This window comes from Pseudarthrobacter sp. MOO13 (genome assembly GCF_058267655.1).
Genome location: NZ_CM177848.1, coordinates 1,927,703 through 1,949,450, shown reverse-complemented (window position 1 = coordinate 1,949,450; position 21,748 = coordinate 1,927,703). Strand labels below are relative to the sequence as shown.

Below are 21,748 nucleotides of genomic sequence, written 5' to 3'. Positions count from 1 at the left end.
TCGGGGACGCCCTCCCTGCCGGCGGGGCCATGCGGGTGATGGGAGCGGAAACCGAATACGGCATCCATGCTCCCTCGGCACCCTCGGCCAACGCCACCATGATGAGTGCCCGCGTTGTCCAGGCCTATGCCCAGGTCACCCGGCAGCGGGCCGCCGGGGGAGCGGAAACCCGGTGGGACTACACGGATGAAGAACCCCTGCACGATGCCCGGGGCTGGACGGTGGACCGCGGATCGGCGCATCCCAGCCAGCTGACCGACCAGCCACCGGTGCTTGACGCCGAGTCCGTAGCGTTGGCCTACGGCCGTGAGGAACTTGAGCTCGACGGCCAGGACGAGTCCGGGTCCCTGTTAATGAACATGGTCCTTGGCAACGGGGCACGGCTGTACGTTGACCATGCCCACCCGGAGTACTCAAGCCCCGAGGTCACCAACCCGCGCGATGCCGTGGCCTGGGACGCAGCGGGCGACATGGTCGTCCTGGCCGCTGTCCGGCGCCTGGCAGCCGACCCTGCCCTTCCTCCGGTCAATCTCTACAAGAACAACACCGACAACAAGTCCGTTTCCTATGGGTCGCATGAAAACTACCTCATGCCCCGATCCGTACCATTTGGCGACATTGTCCGTGGACTGACACCCTTCTTCGTCAGCCGTCAGGTGGTGTGCGGAGCCGGACGCTTGGGACTGGGCCAGGACAGTTCAGTCCCCGGTTTCCAGGTCAGCCAGCGGGCCGACTTTTTTGAGGCGGAAGTCGGGCTGGAAACCACCATCCGCAGGCCCATCATCAACACCCGGGACGAGCCGCACGCCACCGCGGACAAGTATCGGCGCCTGCACGTGATCATTGGGGATGCCAACCTCAGCCAGGTGTCCAGCTACCTCAAATTCGGTACCACCGCCCTGGTCCTCAGCCTGATCGAAGCCGGGCTGGCACCAAAAATCGAGGTCTACGAGCCTGTTACCGCACTGAAGACGGTCAGCCACGACACGTCGCTGACCGCCAAGCTGCGCCTCCTGGACGGCCGTCGGGTGACGGCGCTGGACCTTCAGTGGATGTACCACGAGGCCGCCGCAAAACTTGCGCAGGACACCGGCGTGGGTGACGCCGTGGATGGCGACGGCCACACCCACGACGTCCTGGAACGGTGGGCTACCGTCCTGACGCAGCTGGACAACGACCGCACCGCGGCTGCGGGGTCGGTGGAGTGGCTGGCGAAACTCTCCCTGCTGGACGGCTACCGGCAACGCGATGGACTGGAATGGAGTGATGCCCGGCTCGGCTTGGTGGATCTGCAGTGGTCCGACATCAGGCCTGAAAAAGGCCTGTACTACCGCATGCTCGCCAGGGGCCGGATGCAGCGTGTGGTGGATGGCGCCGCCATCGCCGCCGCAGTGGCGGAGCCTCCGGAGGACACGCGGGCGTTCTTCCGCGGCAAGTGCATCAGCAGCTTCGGCAAGGACGTCGTGGGCGCCAGCTGGGATTCGGTGATCTTCGACGTACCGGGTTACGGACGGCTCCAACGCGTGCCCACCCGGGAGCCCTTGAGGGGAACCAAAGAGCTGACCGGAGCGTTGTTTGAGCGCTACCGGGAAGCCGGACCGTTCCTGGGAGAACTGCTGGGACACAACAGCACTCCGCCTGCGGCGTAAACCGCGCCGGAATGCCCGTCCCGTGGCAGGATGGGGATATCGGAGGATCCGCCGGATCCGCCGGAAGAACGAGGAGGGAAACCGATGGCAGGCCAGGAGCAACAGCAGCCGCAGTCACGTGACAGCCAGGTCGAAGACGACATTCCCGAGGCACCCCCGGCACCGCCCGAGGCGCAGGCATCGGCGTCGACCGAAGGCGTGGACGACCTCCTGGATGAAATCGACGGCGTGCTGGAATCGAACGCCGAAGAATTCGTCCGGGCCTTCGTCCAAAAGGGCGGCCAGTAACCCGGACCCGATGGGTGGCGGAAGCCGCGGCCGGCCGGAATCTGTACCGACGTTGAGGTACCACGTTCAAGGAGTGATGAGTGCAGGAATCAACCGCCAACCAGGTAGCCGCCAACGCCACCTCGTCCTTTACCGAGCATCTGCAGCGGGACCGGCCGGAGCTATTGCCCTTTAGCCGGTCCTTCTCCGGCAGCGCGTCAGCGGCTGCCCCCGTGCAGGTTCCCCACGCCACCACGATCGTAGCGATGAGCTACACCGACGGTGTCCTGATGGCGGGCGACCGGCGGGCCACCATGGGAAACGTCATTGCCAGCCGGCACATTGAGAAGGTTTTCCCCGCCGACCGCTTCTCGGTCCTTGGCATCGCCGGAACCGCAGGAATTGCTATCGACCTGACCCGGCTCTTCCAGGTTGAACTTGAGCACTACGAAAAGATCGAGGGCACCCAGCTCAGCCTTGAGGGAAAGGCAAACCGGCTGGGCGCCATGATCAGGGGCAATCTGCCCATGGCATTGCAGGGCCTGGCAGTGGTACCGCTCTTCGCCGGCTTCGACACTGGCGCCAACGTGGGCAGGTTGTTCTCCTATGACGTCACCGGGGGCAGGTACGAGGAACACGAACACCACACGGTGGGCTCGGGTTCAGTCTTCGCCCGCGGGGCCTTGAAGAAGCTTTGGCGGCCCAACCTCACCGCCGCCGAGGCGCTGTCCGTGGCCGTGGAATCACTCTACGACGCGGCGGATGATGACTCCGCCACCGGCGGTCCGGATACCGTCCGGCAGTTGTGGCCGGTGGTCTATACCGTGGACAGGACGGGCGCCCGGCGGGTTCCGGACGCCGAACTATCGGCCGCGTCGCGGAACATCATCGAATCCCGCACCATCGCCGGACGGGAGGCCTGAGATGACGCAGCAGTTCTATGTCTCGCCTGAACAGCTGATGAAGGACCGCGCGGACTTCGCGCGGAAGGGCATCGCCCGCGGCCGCTCGGTGGTAGTGATCAGCTGCGCGGACGGCATCGCGCTGGTCGCCGAGAACCCTTCCCCCTCACTGCACAAGATCGGCGAGATTTACGACAAGATCGCTTTCGCAGCCGTAGGGAAATACAACGAATTTGAAAGCCTCCGCCAGGCAGGTGTCCGCTACGCCGACGTTCGCGGCTACTCCTATGACCGCGAGGACGTCACCGCCCGCGGGCTGGCCAGCGTGTACGCGCAAAGCCTCGGAGCAGTCTTCACCGCCGAGCAAAAGCCCTTCGAGGTGGAGCTTGCCGTCGCCGAGGTGGGCCCCACCCAGGCCGACGACCACCTGTACCGCCTGACCTTCGACGGCTCGATCGCAGACGAACACAGCTTCGTCGTCATGGGTGGGCAGGCCGAGAAAGTCTCCTCCGCCATCGGCGCCGGCTGGCAGGCCTCCTTGGGGTTTGCCGACGCCGTCCGCCTGGCCCTGAAAGGGCTGACCCCCGCCGCGGACACGGACCAACCGCCCACCCCGCTGCCCGCAAGCGCCCTCGAAGTGGCGGTCCTGGACAGGCGTTCCGAAATCTCCCGCGGGACACGGCGCGCCTTCCGCAGGCTGAACGACGCGGACATTACGGCATTGCTGGCCTAGGAGGACCACATGGACAAGAGAATCTTCGGTATCGAAACCGAATTCGGGATCTCGTATTCAAGCCCCGATTCGAGGCCTCTTGCTCCCGAAGAGGTGGCGCGGTACCTCTTCAGGAAGGTGGTCAGCTGGGGACGCTCATCCAATGTTTTCCTCACCAACGGTTCCCGGCTCTATCTCGATGTTGGATCCCACCCCGAGTACGCCACCGCCGAGTGCGATGACCTTGCCCAGCTGATCGCCCATGACCGCGCGGGCGAGCTGATCCTCGACGACCTCGTGGACGAAGCCCAAGCCAGGCTCGCGGCGGAGGGCTTCAACGGCACCGTTTATTTGTTCAAGAACAACACCGACTCCGCCGGGAACTCCTACGGCAGCCACGAGAACTACCTCATCCCGCGGCGCGGGGAATTCTCCCGCCTCGCGGAGATCCTGATCCCTTTCCTGGTGACCCGCCAGCTCATCGCAGGGGCCGGAAAAATCCTCAAGACGCCGCACGGAGCCACCTACGCGTTCTCCCAGCGTGCCGACCACATTTGGGAGGGCGTATCCTCCGCAACCACCCGGTCACGCCCCATCATCAACACCCGGGACGAGCCACACGCGGATGCCGAGTTCTACCGTCGGCTCCACGTCATTGTCGGGGACTCGAACATGTCAGAGGCCACAGCGCTCATGAAGGTGGGCACCGTGGACCTGGTCCTGCGGATGATCGAAGCAGGCGTGATCATGCGCGACATGCGGATGGAAAACCCCATCCGGAGCATCCGCGAAATTTCCCATGACCTCAGCGGCAGGGCACTCGTGCGGCTCGCCAACGGCCGCCAGCTTACTGCCCTGGAGATCCAGCAGGAGTACCTCACCAAGGTCACCGCTTTCGTCCAGGAACATGGCGCGCACAACCCGCACGTTCCAGTAATCCTGGACCTGTGGGAACGGACCCTCCACGCGATCGAGACCGGTGATACCAGGAGCATCGACACCGAAATCGACTGGGCCATCAAGAAGAAGCTGATGGACAACTACCGCGAACGCCATGGCCTGGGCCTGGAGGCGCCACGCATCGCCCAGTTGGACCTGACGTACCACGACATCTCCCGCAGCCGGGGCATCTACTATTTGCTGCAGTCCCGCGGTGCCGTGCGCCGGATCGTTGACGATACCGTCATCAAGGGAGCCGTGGACGCGCCGCCGCAAACCACGCGTGCCAAGCTGCGGGGCGACTTTGTCCGCCGCGCGCAGGAGTTGGGCCGCGACTACACGGTGGACTGGGTGCACCTGAAGCTCAACGACCGTGCCCACCAGACCATTCTCTGCAAGGATCCGTTCCGCAGCGTGGATGAGCGCGTGGATGCCCTGCTCGACTCTATGGGCTGACGTCCAGCTTCAGGGCCTATTCTGGATAAGGTCCTTTTAAAGGGACCTGCCACGGCATTGTCCGCTGCCATGCGGAATGCCGTATCCATCTTGCCCCGACGAAAGTTTCCTACGTGCGCCGACTACTAGCAATCCTCCTTCCCGGCCTGCTGCTGCTGACCGCCTGTGGAGGCACAGCTTCACAGCCTGAGCCCACCAGCCAGTCCGCCGGGGAGACTGCAAAGTTCGACTCCCTCAAACTCACGGACAACGGGGACAAGAAGGCCCCGGGCGTGGACTTCGACAAGCCCCTGTCCGTCACTGAACCGACCATCAAGGTCGTTTCCCAAGGCAGCGGCGACGCCGTCAGGGCAAACCAGGTAGCCAAGATTTCGATCCTGGCCCTGAACGGCACCGACGGATCCCAGCTGGAGGACACGTTCCCCAGCGAGCCCGAGAGCCTCGAGCTGACCGACGACCTCAAGACCAGCAGCCCGGTCATCTACAACGCCTTCGTTGGCGCGAAGGTCGGATCCAGCCTGGCCTTGGCCGTCCCCGGCCAGCAAAGTGCCCCGTCAGCCAGCCCCAGCCCGTCCGACGGCGCCAGCCCCAGCCCGAGCGCTGCAGCTGATCCCACCCAGTTGCTGATCATCAAAGTCATTTCCGCTGCCGACTCCACGCCCGTCCTGGACAAGCCCCAAGGCGAGACCGTGACGCCGCCTCCCGGCCTGCCCACCGTGACGGAAAAAGACGGTAAGCCGGAAATCAACGTTGCGGGTGCCCCCGCGCCCACATCCCTCGTATCGCAGGACCTGATCAAGGGCACGGGCGCCACCGTCAAGGAATCCGACACCCTGACCGTGAACTACGTTGGCGTCAACCTCGCCGACGGCACAAAGTTTGATTCCAGCTTCGACCGCGGCCAACCGGCAACCTTCCCGTTGACCGGTGTCATCAAAGGCTGGACCCAGGGCCTGGCCGGCAAGACGGTAGGCTCCCGTGTCCTGCTGGTCATCCCCAAGGACCTGGCTTATGGCGACGCCGGCCAGGGCCAGGCGAAGGGTGACCTTGTCTTCGTAGTGGACATCCTCGGGGTCAAGTAGCAACACTTACAAGGAGGCCGCATCCTTTCGCGGCACCCACCAGTACACTCACGCAGAGGAGCAAGCATGTCGTTTGGACAGCGGGAATTCGACCGCCAGAAGCCCGAAATCGATTTTCCGGAAGGCGACGTCCCCACGGAACTGGTCATCACCGACATCATTGAGGGCGACGGCCGGGAAGCCCAGGCGGGCGACACCGTCTCCACCCACTATGTTGGCGTGGCCTGGTCCACGGGCGAAGAGTTCGACGCCTCATGGGGGCGCGGCGCACCGCTGGACTTCCGTGTCGGCGTCGGCCAGGTCATCCAGGGCTGGGACCAAGGCCTGCTGGGCATGAAGGTCGGCGGCCGCCGCCGCCTCGAGATCCCCTCAGAACTGGCATACGGCTCCCGAGGAGCCGGTGGAGCGATCAAGCCCAACGAGGCGCTGATCTTCGTTGTGGACCTCGTCGGGGTCCGCTGACTTTCAGCACACCGCACCAACCACAGGCGCGGCAGCACGGGGATGTTTCCCGGTGCTGCCGCGCTTTCGGTTTAAGGCGGAGGAGTTTAGTAACGTAGCCAAGGTGTCCGTATCCCGCACTGAACGACTCCTCAACCTGTTGATCGCGCTCCTGAATACCCGCTATGGGCTGCGGCGCAGTGAACTGCGGGAGAAGGTCTACCACGACGCCTCCGGCAACGACGTCGCATTTGGACGGATGTTCGAGCGCGACAAAAACGACCTGCGGGCGATGGGCTTCGACGTCGAGACCCTCACGGACACCGGCTGGAGCGAAGACGACCCCGCCACCACGCGCTACCGGATCGGCAAGGAATCCAACAGGCTCCCCGACGTCCAGCTGGCACCAGAAGAATGGACCGTCCTGCTGCTCGCCTCGCAGCTCTGGGAGCGGGCGGCCCTGGGCGCGGCGGCCCAGAGCGCACTTCGCAAAATCCAGGCCTCCGGACAGCTGGCGGACGTTGAACTGCCCGCCGGTGTCCAACCCCGGATCAAGCCCGCCGGACAAGCCTTTGATGACATCGTCACCGCCATGCATGCCCGGCATCCGGTCAGCTTCACCTACCTGGCCGGCAGCACCGGCAAGGAGGAAGAACGGGTGGTGGAACCCTGGGGCCTTGGCAGCCGCTTTGGCCAGTGGTACCTGATGGGGAAGGACCGCATCCGCAACGCGCCCCGGCATTTCCGTCTTTCCCGGTTCACCAGCGCCGTCACGGTACTAAGCAAAGACCAGTACGCCCCGCCCGCGGACTTCAGTATCCGCGCCGCATTGGACCGGCTGCCTGAACTGCCGCTGCGCGCCGCCGTCGTGGACGTCAGGAAGGGGCGCCTCCTCGCCTTGCGGAGCCGTGCCGGAGCCGCCGCAACGCAGGTGCCGGGCGGACCGCCCGCCGACGGCTTTGACCGGCTTGTCCTGGAATACCGGGATCCGGAAGTGCTTGCCGAGGAACTCGCCTCCTACGGGCCGGACGCGCTGGTGGTGGACCCGGAAGACCTCGCCGCTGCCGTGCGCCGCCGGCTTAGGGCCGCCGCCGCCTTCAGCGCCGCACCCATCCCCGCCTACACGTTCGTCGACGTCCACGCCCGGGCCGCCCGCAAGCGGACCTCCGAGGACCAGCTCAAGCGCATGCTCCAACTGGTCCCTTTCCTGGTCCACAACCAGGGCCTGCACATCCAGGATGTCGCAAAGCATTTCGGGATCACCCGCGAGGAACTGGAGGCTGATCTCCAGATCCTCATCTGCTCCGGGCTGCCCGAGGGTTACCCGGATGACCTGCTTGATATCCAATGGGAAGACGGCCACGTCTTCATTTCCCAGGATCTGGACTTGAAGCGTCCCGTCCGATTCACCGTGGAGGAAGCCTGCGCACTGCTGACGGGCCTCGAAACGCTCAACGGCCTGCCCGACCTGCCCGGCGGCGGTGCACTGGAATCGGTCACCCTCAAGCTGCTCGCCGCAGCCGGTGAGGAAGGCCTCCAGGCGGCCACCATTGCCGGGCCCCAGGTGGCACCGGCAGACGCCGACACCCATGCCACCATCCGGCAGGCCATTGAAACCCGCTCCCAGCTGCGGCTGACCTACCTCTCGCCCCAGCGGGACGCGGTCACGATCCGGGATGTCGACCCCCTACGGCTCTATTCGCTGGACAACACCTGGTATTTCGAAGCCTGGTGCCACAGCGTGTCAGGACTTCGGAACTTCCGCCTGGACCGGGTGCAGGAGGTGCACCCCAACGGCGCACCTGCAGGCCGCCACGCCACGCCCGGCGGCGGCGTGCCCGCCAAACTCTTCACTCCCAACGACGACGACACCACTGTGATCATCCAGCTCACCCGGCAGGGGAGGGGCCTGGCGGACGACTATTACGCGGAGCGCACCGCGGAATTGCCCGACGGCGGCCTGGTGGCCGAGATCAGGTTTGGCAGCACTGCGTGGCTGCCCATGTTCGTGGCCCAGCACGGGGGCACGGCCAGGATCCTGGCGCCGGCGGAACTTGCCGCGGCGGCAAGCGAGTGGCTCGCGGCGTCGCTGGCAACCTACGACGGATAGACTTCCAGCATGCCTTGGTGGTCCTGGATCCTGATTTGGATAGCGCTTGTTGCGGTGTCCCTGCTGTTCTATGTCCTGTTGGGCATCCGCCTTTACCGCCAGTTCATGGCTACGGTAAGGGACCTCAGCGAGGCTGCCGCCAGGCTGGGAAGCCTGGGTCCGGCCGGATTGCCGGAGGAGCCCGCCGCTCCATTAGGTGTCGCGCCGGGTTCGGCCGTTTTTGCCTCGCCCGCTGTCATGAGACATGATTACGAGGCATCCAAATCGGCCAGGCAGGAAGAACGCCGCCGCCGTCGAGTGCAGCGCAAAAAGGACCGGGGCCAGCCGCAGGCGTTCGGAGATCTCGACTTCACATAGAAGTAGGATGTATTTAGAGGAAAGGATTTCCCGTGGGAAGACTCTTTGATGGCCCCTGGCCAATCGTCATTATCATCGTCGTAGCTTTGCTTCTTTTCGCCGCCCCCAAGCTTCCGGCCATGGCCCGCAGCCTGGGCCAGTCAATGCGGATTATCAAATCCGAGGTCAAGGAAATGAAGAACGACGGAAAAGCCGAGCCCGCCGAGCCCTCCGGGCCGGTGGAAGGCACCATCGTGAACCATCCCAAGGCGAAGCCCGGTGAGCCGACAGACGGCACTGACGTTCCGCCGTCGACCCGCGCCTGACCTCCCGTGGCACTGTCGCGGGCCCGTAAAGCCAACCCAGAGGGACGGATGTCCCTCTGGGAGCACCTCAAGGAGCTGAAGAACCGGCTGATCAAGTCGGCCATCGGCGTCGTTATCGGCGGCATTGGGGGCTGGATACTTTACGATCCGCTGTTGAAGGCGCTGGCCGAGCCGGTCAACAGGATCTCCGATGAAACCGGCGGCCTGGCCGCCATCAACTTCGGGACCATCGCCTCACCCTTTGACTTCAAGCTCCAGATGTCGCTCCTCATTGGGGCAGTGATCTCCAGCCCGATCTGGATCTACCAGCTGTGGGCGTTTATCACTCCCGGCCTGACGTCCAAGGAACGCCGCTACACCCTGGGCTACATGGCCGCCGCCATCCCGCTGTTCCTTGCCGGCATTTGGGTGGGGTGGCTGGTGGTTCCCCAGGTGGTGCATGCGCTGACGCAATTCACCCCCGCGGGCTCCTCAAGTGTGATCGATGCACGCACCTACATCGAATTCGTCACGCGCATGGTGCTGATGCTGGGCCTGGCGTTCCTGGTTCCGGTGGTCCTGGTCGGCGTCAATATGGCAGGCCTTGTGTCCGGCCGCACCATCCTCAAAGCCTGGCGCATCACGGTGTTCCTCGTTTTCGTCCTGGCAGCTATCGCCGCGCCGGGCGCGGATGCCATCTCGATGTTCATGCTCGCCGGGCCCCTGCTGGCGCTGTTTTTTGCCGCCATTGGAATCTGCATCATGAATGACAAGCGGCGTGACCGCCGCCAGGCCAAGCAGGTTGCCGAAACCGAGGCCACCGCGGACGTAGCCACCCCGAGCAGTGAACTCAAGAAGCTCTAGCCTGCCGCTAGGCTTGGGATATGTCTTCCAACACCGGGCCGTTCTCCACCGGGCCCACCGATTCAGAAGAACTGTCTCCCGCTGAAAGGTACCGCGCCAGCGCCGAACGCAGGGCTGAAGCCGCCACGTACCTGGGACAGTTTTCCGGAACCCTCGAGTTCGAGCTTGACGACTTCCAGCGGCAGGCCTGCCGTTCACTGCAGGAAGGCAGGGGAGTCCTGGTGGCGGCCCCCACCGGCGCGGGCAAAACCATCGTTGGCGAGTTTGCCATCTACCTGGCCCTGCAACGGGGCCTGAAGGCGTTCTACACCACGCCCATCAAGGCGCTCAGCAACCAGAAATTCAGCGAGCTCGCCGCGAAGTACGGCGCGGACAACGTGGGGCTCCTTACCGGCGACACCAGCATCAACGGCGACGCGCAGGTGGTGGTGATGACCACCGAGGTCCTCCGGAACATGCTGTATGCCGGCTCTGCCACGCTTGGCGACCTTGGCTACGTGGTCATGGACGAAGTGCACTACCTGGCCGACCGGTTCCGCGGGGCGGTCTGGGAAGAAGTCATCATCCATCTGCCCAGCGAGGTCCAGGTAGCTTCGTTGAGCGCCACCGTCTCCAATGCCGAAGAATTCGGGGCGTGGCTGGACACCGTGCGCGGCGACACAGACATCATTGTCTCTGAGCACCGGCCGGTACCGTTGTGGCAGCACGTCATGGTGGGCCGCCGGATCATGGACCTGTTCGCCGGCGAAACCACCTTCGACGAGATCGCCCCGCCCGGTGGGGACGGAATCGATGAGGCGCCCGCGCAGGCCAAACCCCGCGAAGACGGCAAAGGCCGCGGCTTTGACGTCAACCCTGAACTGCTTGATGTGGCACGCCGCGAAATCCAGCAAAGCTTCCGGAGCCGGCAGGGACCGGGAAAGCGCGGCCAGCGCGGCCGGCGCGGCGATGACCGCCCGTTCCGTGCCAGCGAACCCGCAGGGGTGCGCAGGGCCAGCCGCCCCCAGGTGATCGCCAGCCTCGACCGGATGGACCTCCTGCCGGCCATCACCTTCATCTTTTCCCGTGCAGGGTGTGAGGGGGCAGTCGCCCAATGCGTCGCATCCGGCCTGTGGCTTACCACGGAGACCGAACAGCGGATCATCGCGCAGCGGGTAGACGAAGCCGGGCAGGACATCCCACCGGACGACCTTGATGTCCTGGGCTTTTGGACCTGGCGCGACGGACTGCTCAGGGGTTTCGCTGCCCATCACGCCGGAATGCTGCCCACTTTCAAAGAGGTGGTGGAGAAACTCTTTGCCGACGGACTGGTCAAAGCCGTCTTCGCCACGGAGACCCTTGCCCTCGGCGTGAACATGCCCGCGCGTTCGGTGGTGCTGGAGAAGCTGGACAAGTTCAACGGTGAGGCCCACGTGGACATCACCGCGGGCGAATACACCCAGCTCACCGGCCGCGCCGGCCGGCGCGGCATCGACGTCGAAGGCCACGCCGTGGTGCTGTGGCAGCCTGGGACGGACCCGACGGCGGTCGCCGGCCTCGCCTCCCGGCGCACCTACCCGCTGAACTCGAGTTTCCGGCCCACCTACAACATGAGCATCAACCTGCTTGCACAGTTTGGCCGGTCCCGGGCCCGCGAAATCCTCGAATCGTCCTTTGCCCAGTTCCAGGCCGACCGCTCCGTGGTGGGTCTCGCCAGGCAGGTCCGAAGCAGGGAAGAATCCCTTGCCGGTTACGCCAAATCCATGACCTGCCACCTGGGCGACTTCACCGAGTACGCCCGGCTGCGGAGGGAATTGTCGGACGCCGAGAACGCCACGTCCCGGACCAAGTCCCGTGTGCAGAAGTCGCTGAGCGACGACTCGCTGGCCCGGTTGCTGCCCGGAGACGTGGTCAACGTTCCGGGTGGACGCGCGCCAGGACCCGCCGTCGTCCTCAGTTCCGACCACGGCAGCCGCGAACCGCGACCGGCCGTCCTCACGCTGGACAACCAGCTCCGGCGGATCGGCACGGACGACCTTGAGGGTCCCATCGCGCCCGTAACCAGGATCCGGATCCCCAAGTCCTTCAACGCCAAGGTGCCCAAGTCACGCCGGGACCTCGCCTCCTCGGCGCGGAATGCGCTGCGGGAGAACCGCCCACCCGCGCCCGGCCAGAACCGGAACCACGACTTCGGCCGCGGAGCGGCGCTGCCCAACCAGGAAAAGCGCATTGCCGATCTCCGGCGTGCCCTCCGGGCGCACCCCTGCCACGGGTGCAGCGAACGGGAAGACCACGCGCGGTGGTCCGAGCGCTGGTGGAAGCTGCGGCGGGAAACGGATGGCCTGGTCCGGCAGATCCAGGGCCGTACCAACACCATCGCCAAAACCTTCGACCGGGTCTGCGACGTGTTGTCCGCTTACGGCTACCTGGAAGACACGGGAGACGGCCGGCTTGTCATCAGTCCCGACGGGCAGCGGCTGCGCCGGATCTACGGCGAGAAGGACCTGCTCATCTCCCAGTCCCTGCGGCTGGGTGCCTTCGACGACCTTGACGCCACAGAGGTGGCAGCGCTGGCCAGCGTCCTGGTGTACCAGGCCAAGCGGGAGGACCGGGGACTGCGGCCACGGATGCCCAGCGTCTCGCTGGAGACCTCCGTGGACATTGTGGTCAGGGAGTGGTCCGCCCTGGAGGACGTGGAGGAGGAGAACAAGCTTCCGCTGACCGGCGAACCCGAACTTGGACTCGTCTGGCCGCTGTACAAGTGGGCCCGGGGACGGCATCTGCAGGATGTCCTGAGCGGGACGGACCTCGCCGCCGGCGACTTCGTCCGTTGGGTCAAGCAGGTTGTGGACCTGCTTGACCAACTGGCCAAAATTCCCGGCCTTGATCCACGCCTGTCCCGGCTGTGCGTTGAAGCCATCACCCTGATCCGCCGCGGCGTCGTCGCTTACTCGTCTGTTCTCTGACCTTTCTACCCCGCCGGCCGGCGTCGGCCTGTTCACACCCCAGGAGTCCTGCCCACCATGCCCAATCCCGCTGCCACGTCCCGCCCCGCTCCGGTCCTGTACCGCAACGGATCCGTCTACACCGCTGCGGACCCATTCGCGACAGCCATGCTGGTGGATGGCGACACCGTCGCCTGGGTTGGTTCTGAACAGGCGGCTGCGTCCATCGCCGACAGCTCGATGGAGGTCATCGACCTCCGCGGCGCACTGGTGGCACCGGGCTTCGTGGACTCGCACATGCACCTGACGGAAACCGGCATCGCCCTGGACTCCCTGCAACTCGGATCAGCAACGTCTGCCCGGGAGCTCCTGGACGCCGTCGCCGGCGCTAAGGGCGAAGGCACGGTGTTGGGGCACGGCTGGGATGAGACCACATGGGCGGACCCCACGCTGCCCACGGCGGACGAATTGGAGCGGGCGGCCGGAGGCCGGCCGGTCTACCTTTCCAGGGTTGACGTGCACTCGGCGCTCGTCTCACCGTCGCTTGCCCGGTCCGCGGCCCTTCAGTGCCAGGACGGGTTCGACGGCGGAGCCAGGGTCATCCGGGCAGCCCACGCCGCAGCGCGGCTGGCCACACGGAAGCTGCCGGCCGGGGCCCTGAAGCAGCACCAGGCCCGCGCCCTGGCCGAGGCTGCCGCCAACGGGTACGTCGCCCTCGCCGAGATGGGGGCGCCCCACATCGGCGGCCTGGACGATCTCAAGAGCGCCGTCGCATGGAACGCACAGGATGCATCGGCCCGGCCGGTTCCCGAAATCCTGCCGTACTGGGGCGAGGCGGTATCTTCCGAGGAGCAGGCCCGCGCCCTCGTTGCGCAGTTCGGCGGTGGCATCCGCGGGCTCGCCGGGGACCTGAATATTGACGGATCGATTGGCTCCCGGACTGCCGCCCTGCGGGCCGGTTACAGCGACGCCGGCCACGAGCGCGGCGCTGCGTACCTGGACGTCGAGCAGGCCGCAGCCCATCTCGCCGCCTGTTCTCTGGCCGGTATCCAAGGCGGTTTCCACGTGATTGGAGACGCCGGGCTGGACGTTGCCCTGGAGGCGCTCGACCGTGCCGCCCAAGTGGTCGGCGCACAGCGGGTGCGTGCCGCCGGCCACCGCTTCGAGCATGTTGAAATGGTGGATGCCGCCTCCGTCGAAAAACTGGCTTCCTATTCGGTGACTGTGAGCGCCCAACCGGCGTTCGACGCAGCCTGGGGCGGACCCGGCGGGCTTTACGAGCAACGACTGGGGGAGCGGAGCCGGTCCATGAATCCGTTCGCCTCGTTCTACTCAGCAGGGGTCCCAGTCTGCTTTGGCAGCGACAGCCCGGTGACCCCGCTGCGTCCTTGGTCCAGTGTCCGCGCGTGCGTGGAGCACCACAACGAGGGCGAAAGAATTTCCGCACGTGCCGCGTTCCTGGGCCACACCCGCGCCGGCTGGAGGGCCGCCCGGCACACCAACCCGATGGCCGGGCAACTCGTCCCCGGAGCCCCGGCAAGTTTCGCCGTATGGGAGGTGGAAGAACTGATGGTCCAGGTGGCTGACGGCCGGGTCCAATCATGGAGTACGGATCCGCGTGCCAGGACCCCGCTGCTGCCGGCGCTGGACACGGGTTCGGATCCCGTGTGCCTCCAAACCGTGAAAGACGGAGCCGAACTGTTTGCCAGCCCGGCCTTGCGTTCCTGAGCCAGGTTTCTACCGCCCTATAATGGGTAGTTGCGCCCACCGCCGGCCAGCCCGGCACCAGGTGCTCCGACCACTTCCACCAGGAAAGGCCCTTCGTGCGCGTCCTTACGATCATTCCCACCTACAACGAACTGGAATCGCTGCCCAAGACGCTCCAGCGCCTGCGGACGGCTGTTCCGGCGTCGGACGTACTGGTGGTCGATGACAACAGCCCCGACGGTACCGGCACCCTGGCCGACGGCTTCGCCGCGGAGGATCCCCAGGTCCACGTCCTGCACCGCAAAGGCAAGGAAGGCCTTGGGGCGGCCTACATCGCAGGTTTCAAGTGGGGACTGGAAGCCGGCTACGACGTCCTCGTCGAAATGGATGCCGACGGCTCGCACCAGCCCGAACAGCTCCCGCAACTCCTTGAAGCCATTGAGCAGGGCGCAGACCTGGCCATGGGCTCGCGCTGGGTCCCCGGCGGCAGCGTGGTCAACTGGCCGCTGTACCGGCAGGCAATCTCCCGTGTGGGCAGCACGTACGCCCGGCTGATGCTCGGCCTCCGGATCAAGGACGTCACCGGCGGCTACCGCGCCTTCCGCCGAAGGACTTTGGAAAAGCTCAACCTGGACCAGGTGGATTCGGTGGGCTACGGCTTCCAGGTGGACCTCGCTTGGCGCGTCGCCAAACTCGGCCTCCGTATCGAAGAACGCCCCATCACCTTCGTCGAACGCGAACTGGGCGCCTCGAAGATGAGCGGCAACATCGTGGTGGAAGCCATGATCAACGTCACCAAGTGGGGACTCGCGGCTCGCTGGAACACGCTCGCCGGCAAAGTGAAAAACACAAACTCGTAGCCCTTACCACGGTTAAAGAAAGGGGGCGTCCCCGCACTGGAAGTGCGGGGACGCCCCCTCGTTTTTGCGTGGCCTAAGCGGAGCGGCGCTCTCCACGGCGTTCGCGCAGAATGGTGAGGCGGTCCTCAAGGATCTGTTCCAGCTCAGGAAGGGACCGGCGTTCCAGCAGCATGTCCCAGTGGGTGCGGACTGCTTTGTCGTTGCTCGTATCCGGCTTTTCGCCGTCTACCAGGAGCGCTTCCTTGCCGGTCTTGGAGACCCATACCGGAGGAATTTCCGCCTCGGAGGAGAACGTGACGAAGACCTGCTCGCCATCCTCGCAACGGTACTCGACCCGCTGGCGCGGAGCCGGCTCAACTCCGGACTCGGTCTCCATGCTCTGCGCACCAAGGCGCATGCCCCGCAGGCTGCGATCGCTCATGATTTCTCCCTCTGGTCGGTTCGCGGATGAAAACTCCGCGACTGCCGGTGGTGACGATGCGCCGCCGGACTCTTGTGTGCACTGTGCTGCATCATTGGATTCAACGCATTGCGAAGCTGTGTTGTTCCAGCTGGTGGTATCCTGCCGGACAAATACACAATTATACGGGCTTTTTGCCGCCGGAACCAAAACAGGGAGGGGCCCGCGGCGCGGGTCCCTCCCTGTTTCAGGGTCTGGTTAGGGCTCGGTCCGCTGGGCCGGAACGTCGTCGAACAGTCCGTTCGCCGCCTGTTCAGGTGCGTTGCCTCCCAAGGCGCTTCCGATTCCCTTCAGGGCCTCACCGACTTCACTGGGGATGATCCACAGCTTGTTTGCCGAGCCTTCGGCCAGTTTCGGCAGCGTCTGGAGGTACTGGTAGGCCAGGAGCTTCTGGTCCGGGTTTCCCTTGTGGATCGCATCGAAGACCTTCTGGATGGCTTGCGACTCGCCGTCTGCCCGGAGGATGGCGGCTTTGGCCTCGCCCTCGGCCTTGAGGATGGCGGCCTGCCGCTGTCCTTCAGCGGTAAGGATGGCGGACTGCTTGGTCCCCTCGGCGGTAAGAATGGCGGCGCGCCGGTCGCGTTCGGCACGCATCTGCTTCTCCATCGAGTCCTGGATGGAGTGGGGCGGATCGATTGCCTTCAGCTCCACCCGGGACACGCGGATGCCCCAGCGGCCCGTCGCCTCATCAAGAACGCCGCGGAGCTGCCCGTTGATCTGGTCACGCGAAGTCAGGGCCTCCTCGAGGTTAAGCCCGCCCACCACATTGCGCAGCGTTGTCGTGGTGAGCTGCTCCACCGCCTGGATGTAGTTGGCGATCTCATAGGTGGCGGCGCGTGGATCTGTGACCTGGAAATAGACCACCGTGTCGATGGACACCACCAGGTTGTCTTCCGTGATCACCGGCTGCGGTGGAAAGGAAACCACCTGTTCGCGCAGGTCCAGCAACGGCAGGAGCCGGTCCACAAAAGGAATCAGGATGGTCAGCCCCGGGTTGAGCGTCCGCTGGTATTTGCCCAGGCGTTCAACGACGCCGGCACGTGCCTGCGGGATGATCCGGACCGACCGGACCAAAACGATGATGACGAACACGATCAGGACCACCAACACAACGGCCAGTGCGGTTCCGCCTGCGTTTTCCATAAAACTCCTTATCCCCCAAATGTCAGGCTGTTTCAGGGCCGGTGGCCGCCGCCGGCGGCACCGAAACCACTGCTGTTGCGCCGTCAATGGCCGAAACGACCACTTTCTGGCCTGCGGGAAGAACTCCCGCCGCGGAGCGTGCGCTCCAAATATCGCCGCCGATTTTCACCAAACCGCCGTCCGAGGTCACGGCCTCCATGACGATTGCGGGTTCGCCGATGAGGCGGTCAACGTTGGTCCGCTGCTCGGACGGGCCCTTCTTCAGGTGCGAGAGTGCCACCGGCCGCACGAACGCGACCATGAGCAGGGATACGATGCAAAAGACCACCACCTGGAGCCAGGGTTCGGCGCCGGCAAAGTCAGCTGCCAGGGCGGCAAGAGCGCCGCCACCGAGCATGATGAAGAACAGGTCAAGGGTGATCATCTCGATCACGGCAAACGCCAGGAACGCCGTGAGCCACAGCGCCCACCAGTTTTCCCCAAGCCACTCGAACATCCTGTTTCCCCCTTCGTCACGGGGGAGCCGCGTCTGCGGACCCGCCTGCAACTGTCTTTTCATCCTAGTCCGGGGACCGGGCAAGCGCGCCGGACGCAGGCGCCGGCCCGGGGATAGTGGCCAAGTCGTTACGCGGCGCCGTGTTTCCTGGGCCGGAACACCATCAGCCTGAACCGTGCGCCGGCCGTCACGGGTTCGGGGCGGCTCTCCAGCCGTTCCGCGATGTGCCCGGGATCCAGGTGGTGTCCCGCCGGTCCCATGAAGGCAAGGTCCGCGGCGGCCGCGCGGGTCAACGTGAGGGCTATGTCGACGTCGGAGGAGCTGTCCAGGTCGAAATAGCCGGCCATGCCCTCCGCCAGGCGGTCATCCTTCCCCTCTTCGATGCCGAGCATCCCGGTGACCGCGGCAAGTTCCGAGAGGTGGCCGGGCCGGGGAGTCACCACCACCAGCGCCCCGGCAGGGCGCAGTACCCGGGCGAATTCGGCCGGGTTCCGCGGGGCAAACACCACCGTGACAGCGTCCACCGAGCCGGTGGCCACCGGAAGGGGCTGCCAGATGTCGCAGACCATGTTGATGGCTTCCGGGTTGAGCCGCGCGGCGCGGCGCAGCGCAAACTTGGATATATCCAGGCCGATGGCCGCCACGTGCCGCCCGCCAGCGTCCGCGGCGTCGAGGATCTCGCGGAGGTAATGGCCGGTTCCGGTTCCGGAATCCAGCACCGCGGCACCTGTTTCCGAGAGATAAGGGACGACAGCGGAAGCTACGGCGCGTGCCAGCGGCAGGTAATGGCCGTTCCCCAGGAAATTGACGCGGGACTGCACCATGGCGGGGCTGTCCGCCTCAAACGACGTTCCCTTGCCAACCAGCAGGTTGAAGTAGCCTTGCCGGGCGGCATCAAAGTGGTGACCGGCAGCGCAAGCCAGCCGGGGTTGCGTCCCGGCGCCGGGTCCGAGGAGTACCAACGGATTCGAGCAGACGGGGCACAGGAGGGGGAGGTCCGCGGATGGCATGGACACCAGTTTATGGTGGCCTGCCCGTCCTGCTGCCCGTTACTGGACAGAGGGTGGCCCGCCCGAGGTCAGCCGAGGGATATTCCCGCGGGGCCGGCGTCGAACCCCAACCCGGTGCTTGCCCTGCCGATGCCGGGTTCCGCCCAGTGGGCCGCATATTCCGCATTGCTGCTGAGGGAACGGAGCTGGGCACGGTCGATATAGAGGATGCCGTTGAGGTGGTCCGTCTCGTGCTGGACGATGCGGGCCTGCCAGCCGGAAAAAACGCGCTGCTGCGCCGCGCCGTCGGGCGTCAGGTAGTCCAGCAGCACGGTGTCCGGCCGCGACACCACGGCCTGCAGCCCGTTGAGGGAAAGGCATCCCTCGTAGAACGCTGCCTGCCCGGACCCTTGCGGGGTGTAGCGGGGGTTGAGGATTGCCAGGAATTCCAGCGGGCTCCGGTGCCGCAGCGCTGCGGCGCCGGGGTCGACGTCGTACAGGTCTTCCAGGACCGCGAGTTGCAACGGGATGCCAAGCTGGGGCGCGGCCAGGCCGACACCGGGGGCTTCGTGCATGACCTGGCGCATGACCTCGATGAGGCGGCCAAGCTGCTCCGCCGAAAGTTGGCCGTGGAACTCTGCGGCCTGCTGGCGCAATGCGGGGTGGCCGGCCTGGACGATCGGCGGCAGGGAACCGGTCGACAGGATCCGCTCCACGGCCTCGCGGATTTCGTCGGGTCCGGCAGTCGTCGGGGGAGCACTCTGGATCATGATGACAGCCTACTGGGGGACGGCCTGCGGAAACCTCGGCTAGGGTCGATTGCATGGTTGATGAGTTGGCGCACGGCTCGCCGCTGGCGCGTGTCCTGGAGTTTATCCGTGTCCTTGAAGCGGGGGGTGGCGCCGCTGAAATCCGCCCGTTCCTCTCGGACGGATTTGTCCTCACGGAAGCGCCGCACCTGCTGGCACCGGAGGGATCCACCCGGACGCTGGAGGGCGTGCTTTCCGGTGCTGACCAGAGCCGCCAGGTAGTGGAGGACCAGGAGTTCGTGGTCCGTCGGACGACATGCGAGGGCGGCCGCGTGGCCGTGGAAGCCGATTGGTCGGCCACCCTGCTGATGGATCTGCGGTACTGGGATCGCGGCGAGACCATCCGGGCCAGGACGTCCTCCGTCTTTGAGGTGAAAGACGGCTTTATTGTGAGCCAGGACAGCTACGACTGCTATTTCCGCTAGGCACGCCCCGGCCCACCACTGGTTCATTGCATGGTGAACCGCATGGCTGCCCACCGGTTGACTGCCGGAATGGAGGCGGCAGTACCGAGTGCCGCCGTACGGATTCGAAGCAACGGAGCCGGCAGGGGCCGGCCGAGCGCCATGTTGATTTCGGCCTGGCGGCGCGCACGGACCGCTGCCCTTCGCCGGGCCCTTTCGAAGTCACTGAAGTGGCTGTCCGCAGGGCCGCCGGGGAGCGCCTCGAGAACCAGCGGGGCGAGTGCTTCGGCATCAAGCCAGCCCAGGTTCATGCCCTGGCCGCCGATGGGGCTGATTTCATGGGCCGCGTCGCCCAGCAGGATTACCCGTCCGGCCACAGTACGGCCGGCGATGGCCGAACTGACGCTGAAGGCGCTCAGCATGGAAGTGGTGGCCGGGTCGGGAACGATTCCGGTCCGCCGGCCCACCAGGCCGGCCAGGTCGGTGGCCGTTGCGGAACCGGCCGGGCAGTCGAGCCGCACCACCCAGCGGCGGATTCCGCCCGGGAGCGGGAACGATTCCACGATGCCCTGCTGCTCGAGGAAGAGGGCAGCCTTTTCACCCAGTCCGCTGTCGTCGTCGAAATCCCCCATGAGGTAATGGTCCTGATACGTCCTGCGGGCGGCAGCCACGCCCAGGGCGCCCCGGAGCCGGGAGCGGGCACCGTCCGCGGCCACCAGCAGCGCGGCCGTGGCCCGGGCCGGCGCGAGCGATGGATGATCCGGGGACTCGAACGCGACGGTGACCCCGGCGCCGTCGTCAGTGAACCCCGTAACGGTTGCGCCCCTGACCAGGGCGTTCGGGTCCAAGGCCAGCACGCGGTCCGCCAGGATTTGCTCCGTCCTGAACTGGGGCAGCGCAAGGACGAAGGGAAAGTTGGCGGACACGGTGCCGAAAGCCATGGTGCCGACTGTCCTTCCCCTGCTCAGGGCGACGCCTTCACGGATCCGGACACCCTCCCGAACCAGGGTTGGTACCACGCCGATCCGGCTAAGTGCCTGCAGCGCCGGCGGGTGGATACCGATGGCCCGGGTGTGCTGGTTCCGTGACGTACGCTGTTCCAGCACCTTGACGGTGACGCCCTCCTGGAGCAGGAGCCCGGCAAGGAACAGCCCAACAGGGCCGCCGCCGGCGATGACAACATCGGCAGCCAGCTCAGCCATGTCGCCACGTCAGGACTTGATGGAATGCCGACGACCGTTCCACGAACCAGCCCGGGGGAGCGGCGGCGGACAATTCGGCGGGTTTATAGCTGCGCCGGATGGAGGTCAGGCCGTCCTCGCGGATGAAGGAGTGCCGGAACGGCAGCGCGGCAACGCTGAAGAGGGCGAAGGCTGCCGGGCTGCGGATGAGGTCGTTATGCAGCGATGTCCTTTCCGCGAGGATTTCCGAATCTGCCAGCAGGTGCCGGAGGTCTTCGGGAGACAGGTGGTGCAGGACATGGTTGGAAATGACGACGTCGAACCGGGCCTTCTCGCGGACGAGGTCGCTGCTGTGGGCCTGCCGGAAGTCCACACCGGAGGCAGCAGCACGTTGCCGGGCAAAGCGGGCGGCTCGGGGATCCGGGTCGATTCCCGTGATGTGCATCTTCTTCCCGTCCCGGACGGCCCAGCGGGAGAGCATGACGGCGAGGTCGCCGCCGCCGCATCCGACATCCAGGATGGTCAGCGGGCGTGGCTGTGGCGGAACGATGGGCCGAAGCTCCCTCGCGTACAGTCCCCGCCAACCGGACAAGACTCTGTTGATGACGCCGAACTGGCGGTAGGTGTTGTCCAAAAGCCGGGCATCACAGTCGGCGCGGTCCATCTGCTCGACGGCAGCAGCAGCGCGGCGGGCCAGCATGAAATCCATCGC

General features: G+C 65.7%; 22 protein-coding genes. 15 read left to right on the top strand and 7 right to left on the bottom strand.

The features are described 5' to 3' along the window. Window positions 1-29: 29 nt before the first annotated feature. The 14 genes from dop to AC4EEO_RS08995 all read left to right on the top strand — a co-directional run bounded on the left by dop (window position 30) and on the right by AC4EEO_RS08995 (window position 15,554). Window positions 30-1,649: a depupylase/deamidase Dop gene (gene dop / locus AC4EEO_RS09060; protein ID WP_491340412.1), complete on the top strand. Its 1,620-nt coding sequence runs from the start codon at window positions 30-32 to the stop codon at window positions 1,647-1,649. 84 nt (window positions 1,650-1,733) lie between these two features. Further along, a complete protein-coding gene (locus tag AC4EEO_RS09055) occupies window positions 1,734-1,937 on the top strand; it encodes a ubiquitin-like protein Pup (RefSeq protein WP_018761343.1) in 204 nt (67 codons plus the stop codon). Window positions 1,938-2,017: 80 nt separating this feature from the next. Then, on the top strand, window positions 2,018-2,839 hold the full coding sequence (gene prcB / locus AC4EEO_RS09050; protein ID WP_018761344.1) for a proteasome subunit beta: 822 nt from the start codon (window positions 2,018-2,020) through the stop codon (window positions 2,837-2,839). Between the two features lies 1 nt (window position 2,840). Continuing rightward, complete coding sequence (gene prcA, locus AC4EEO_RS09045) at window positions 2,841-3,551, top strand: proteasome subunit alpha (protein WP_491340288.1); 711 nt, start codon at window positions 2,841-2,843, stop codon at window positions 3,549-3,551. A 9-nt stretch (window positions 3,552-3,560) separates the two neighbouring features. Continuing rightward, window positions 3,561-4,925 (top strand): Pup--protein ligase, encoded by a 1,365-nt coding sequence (pafA, locus tag AC4EEO_RS09040; protein ID WP_018761346.1) that lies wholly within the window; start codon window positions 3,561-3,563, stop codon window positions 4,923-4,925. Window positions 4,926-5,038: 113 nt separating this feature from the next. Continuing rightward, entirely contained in the window at window positions 5,039-6,007 is a 969-nt protein-coding gene (locus AC4EEO_RS09035) for an FKBP-type peptidyl-prolyl cis-trans isomerase (RefSeq protein ID WP_491340287.1), read from the top strand. 66 nt (window positions 6,008-6,073) lie between these two features. Further along, entirely contained in the window at window positions 6,074-6,469 is a 396-nt protein-coding gene (locus tag AC4EEO_RS09030; protein ID WP_018761348.1) for an FKBP-type peptidyl-prolyl cis-trans isomerase, read from the top strand. Between the two features lie 103 nt (window positions 6,470-6,572). Beyond that, the gene (locus AC4EEO_RS09025) at window positions 6,573-8,558 is read left to right on the top strand and encodes a helix-turn-helix transcriptional regulator (protein ID WP_491340286.1); all 1,986 of its coding nucleotides are present in this window, start codon (window positions 6,573-6,575) and stop codon (window positions 8,556-8,558) included. Window positions 8,559-8,567: 9 nt separating this feature from the next. Beyond that, complete coding sequence (locus AC4EEO_RS09020) at window positions 8,568-8,915, top strand: hypothetical protein (RefSeq protein ID WP_018761350.1); 348 nt, start codon at window positions 8,568-8,570, stop codon at window positions 8,913-8,915. A gap of 32 nt (window positions 8,916-8,947) precedes the next feature. After that, window positions 8,948-9,220: a Sec-independent protein translocase subunit TatA gene (gene tatA / locus AC4EEO_RS09015; RefSeq protein ID WP_018761351.1), complete on the top strand. Its 273-nt coding sequence runs from the start codon at window positions 8,948-8,950 to the stop codon at window positions 9,218-9,220. A 48-nt stretch (window positions 9,221-9,268) separates the two neighbouring features. Further along, window positions 9,269-10,063, top strand: a complete 795-nt coding sequence (tatC, locus tag AC4EEO_RS09010; protein WP_018761352.1) for a twin-arginine translocase subunit TatC — start codon at window positions 9,269-9,271, stop codon at window positions 10,061-10,063. 20 nt (window positions 10,064-10,083) lie between these two features. Then, window positions 10,084-13,008, top strand: a complete 2,925-nt coding sequence (locus AC4EEO_RS09005; RefSeq protein WP_491340285.1) for a DEAD/DEAH box helicase — start codon at window positions 10,084-10,086, stop codon at window positions 13,006-13,008. A 57-nt stretch (window positions 13,009-13,065) separates the two neighbouring features. Then, a complete protein-coding gene (locus tag AC4EEO_RS09000; RefSeq protein WP_491340284.1) occupies window positions 13,066-14,715 on the top strand; it encodes an amidohydrolase in 1,650 nt (549 codons plus the stop codon). A gap of 95 nt (window positions 14,716-14,810) precedes the next feature. Further along, window positions 14,811-15,554, top strand: coding sequence for a polyprenol monophosphomannose synthase (locus AC4EEO_RS08995; protein WP_491340283.1), 744 nt, complete (start codon window positions 14,811-14,813; stop codon window positions 15,552-15,554). 73 nt (window positions 15,555-15,627) lie between these two features. Here AC4EEO_RS08995 and AC4EEO_RS08990 read toward each other — a convergent pair whose 3' ends face one another. The 5 genes from AC4EEO_RS08990 to AC4EEO_RS08970 form a co-directional block, all read right to left on the bottom strand. Beyond that, window positions 15,628-15,975, bottom strand: a complete 348-nt coding sequence (locus AC4EEO_RS08990; RefSeq protein ID WP_018761356.1) for an RNA polymerase-binding protein RbpA — start codon at window positions 15,973-15,975, stop codon at window positions 15,628-15,630. A 237-nt stretch (window positions 15,976-16,212) separates the two neighbouring features. Continuing rightward, window positions 16,213-17,157, bottom strand: coding sequence for an SPFH domain-containing protein (locus tag AC4EEO_RS08985; protein ID WP_109044588.1), 945 nt, complete (start codon window positions 17,155-17,157; stop codon window positions 16,213-16,215). Between the two features lie 22 nt (window positions 17,158-17,179). Beyond that, window positions 17,180-17,653: an NfeD family protein gene (locus tag AC4EEO_RS08980; protein WP_018761358.1), complete on the bottom strand. Its 474-nt coding sequence runs from the start codon at window positions 17,651-17,653 to the stop codon at window positions 17,180-17,182. Window positions 17,654-17,781: 128 nt separating this feature from the next. Next, window positions 17,782-18,663: a putative RNA methyltransferase gene (locus AC4EEO_RS08975; protein ID WP_491340282.1), complete on the bottom strand. Its 882-nt coding sequence runs from the start codon at window positions 18,661-18,663 to the stop codon at window positions 17,782-17,784. Between the two features lie 68 nt (window positions 18,664-18,731). Further along, window positions 18,732-19,412, bottom strand: coding sequence for a peptide deformylase (locus AC4EEO_RS08970; protein ID WP_491340281.1), 681 nt, complete (start codon window positions 19,410-19,412; stop codon window positions 18,732-18,734). Window positions 19,413-19,465: 53 nt separating this feature from the next. On the opposite strand from AC4EEO_RS08970, the gene AC4EEO_RS08965 reads away from it, so the two are divergent. After that, the gene (locus tag AC4EEO_RS08965; protein ID WP_109044586.1) at window positions 19,466-19,876 is read left to right on the top strand and encodes a nuclear transport factor 2 family protein; all 411 of its coding nucleotides are present in this window, start codon (window positions 19,466-19,468) and stop codon (window positions 19,874-19,876) included. A gap of 23 nt (window positions 19,877-19,899) precedes the next feature. Here AC4EEO_RS08965 and AC4EEO_RS08960 read toward each other — a convergent pair whose 3' ends face one another. Both AC4EEO_RS08960 and AC4EEO_RS08955 read right to left on the bottom strand, forming a co-directional pair. After that, window positions 19,900-21,057: an FAD-dependent oxidoreductase gene (locus AC4EEO_RS08960; RefSeq protein WP_491340280.1), complete on the bottom strand. Its 1,158-nt coding sequence runs from the start codon at window positions 21,055-21,057 to the stop codon at window positions 19,900-19,902. Continuing rightward, entirely contained in the window at window positions 21,050-21,736 is a 687-nt protein-coding gene (locus AC4EEO_RS08955) for a class I SAM-dependent methyltransferase (protein WP_491340411.1), read from the bottom strand. Before AC4EEO_RS08955 ends, AC4EEO_RS08960 begins: the two co-directional genes overlap by 8 nt. Window positions 21,737-21,748: the final 12 nt, after the last annotated feature.

What these genes read in the sequence shown, in the direction of transcription:
- dop (WP_491340412.1), top strand. Translation starts at nt 30, where the DNA reads ATGCGGGTGATGGGAGCGGAAACCGAATACGGCATCCATGCTCCCTCG.
- AC4EEO_RS09055 (WP_018761343.1), top strand. Translation starts at nt 1,734, where the DNA reads ATGGCAGGCCAGGAGCAACAGCAGCCGCAGTCACGTGACAGCCAGGTC.
- prcA (WP_491340288.1), top strand. Translation starts at nt 2,841, where the DNA reads ATGACGCAGCAGTTCTATGTCTCGCCTGAACAGCTGATGAAGGACCGC.
- pafA (WP_018761346.1), top strand. Translation starts at nt 3,561, where the DNA reads ATGGACAAGAGAATCTTCGGTATCGAAACCGAATTCGGGATCTCGTAT.
- AC4EEO_RS09030 (WP_018761348.1), top strand. Translation starts at nt 6,074, where the DNA reads ATGTCGTTTGGACAGCGGGAATTCGACCGCCAGAAGCCCGAAATCGAT.
- AC4EEO_RS09020 (WP_018761350.1), top strand. Translation starts at nt 8,568, where the DNA reads ATGCCTTGGTGGTCCTGGATCCTGATTTGGATAGCGCTTGTTGCGGTG.
- tatC (WP_018761352.1), top strand. Translation starts at nt 9,269, where the DNA reads ATGTCCCTCTGGGAGCACCTCAAGGAGCTGAAGAACCGGCTGATCAAG.
- AC4EEO_RS09005 (WP_491340285.1), top strand. Translation starts at nt 10,084, where the DNA reads ATGTCTTCCAACACCGGGCCGTTCTCCACCGGGCCCACCGATTCAGAA.
- AC4EEO_RS09000 (WP_491340284.1), top strand. Translation starts at nt 13,066, where the DNA reads ATGCCCAATCCCGCTGCCACGTCCCGCCCCGCTCCGGTCCTGTACCGC.
- AC4EEO_RS08990 (WP_018761356.1), bottom strand. Translation starts at nt 15,975, where the DNA reads ATGAGCGATCGCAGCCTGCGGGGCATGCGCCTTGGTGCGCAGAGCATG.
- AC4EEO_RS08985 (WP_109044588.1), bottom strand. Translation starts at nt 17,157, where the DNA reads ATGGAAAACGCAGGCGGAACCGCACTGGCCGTTGTGTTGGTGGTCCTG.
- AC4EEO_RS08980 (WP_018761358.1), bottom strand. Translation starts at nt 17,653, where the DNA reads ATGTTCGAGTGGCTTGGGGAAAACTGGTGGGCGCTGTGGCTCACGGCG.
- AC4EEO_RS08975 (WP_491340282.1), bottom strand. Translation starts at nt 18,663, where the DNA reads ATGCCATCCGCGGACCTCCCCCTCCTGTGCCCCGTCTGCTCGAATCCG.
- AC4EEO_RS08970 (WP_491340281.1), bottom strand. Translation starts at nt 19,412, where the DNA reads ATGATCCAGAGTGCTCCCCCGACGACTGCCGGACCCGACGAAATCCGC.
- AC4EEO_RS08965 (WP_109044586.1), top strand. Translation starts at nt 19,466, where the DNA reads ATGGTTGATGAGTTGGCGCACGGCTCGCCGCTGGCGCGTGTCCTGGAG.
- AC4EEO_RS08960 (WP_491340280.1), bottom strand. Translation starts at nt 21,057, where the DNA reads ATGGCTGAGCTGGCTGCCGATGTTGTCATCGCCGGCGGCGGCCCTGTT.
- AC4EEO_RS08955 (WP_491340411.1), bottom strand. Translation starts at nt 21,736, where the DNA reads ATGCTGGCCCGCCGCGCTGCTGCTGCCGTCGAGCAGATGGACCGCGCC.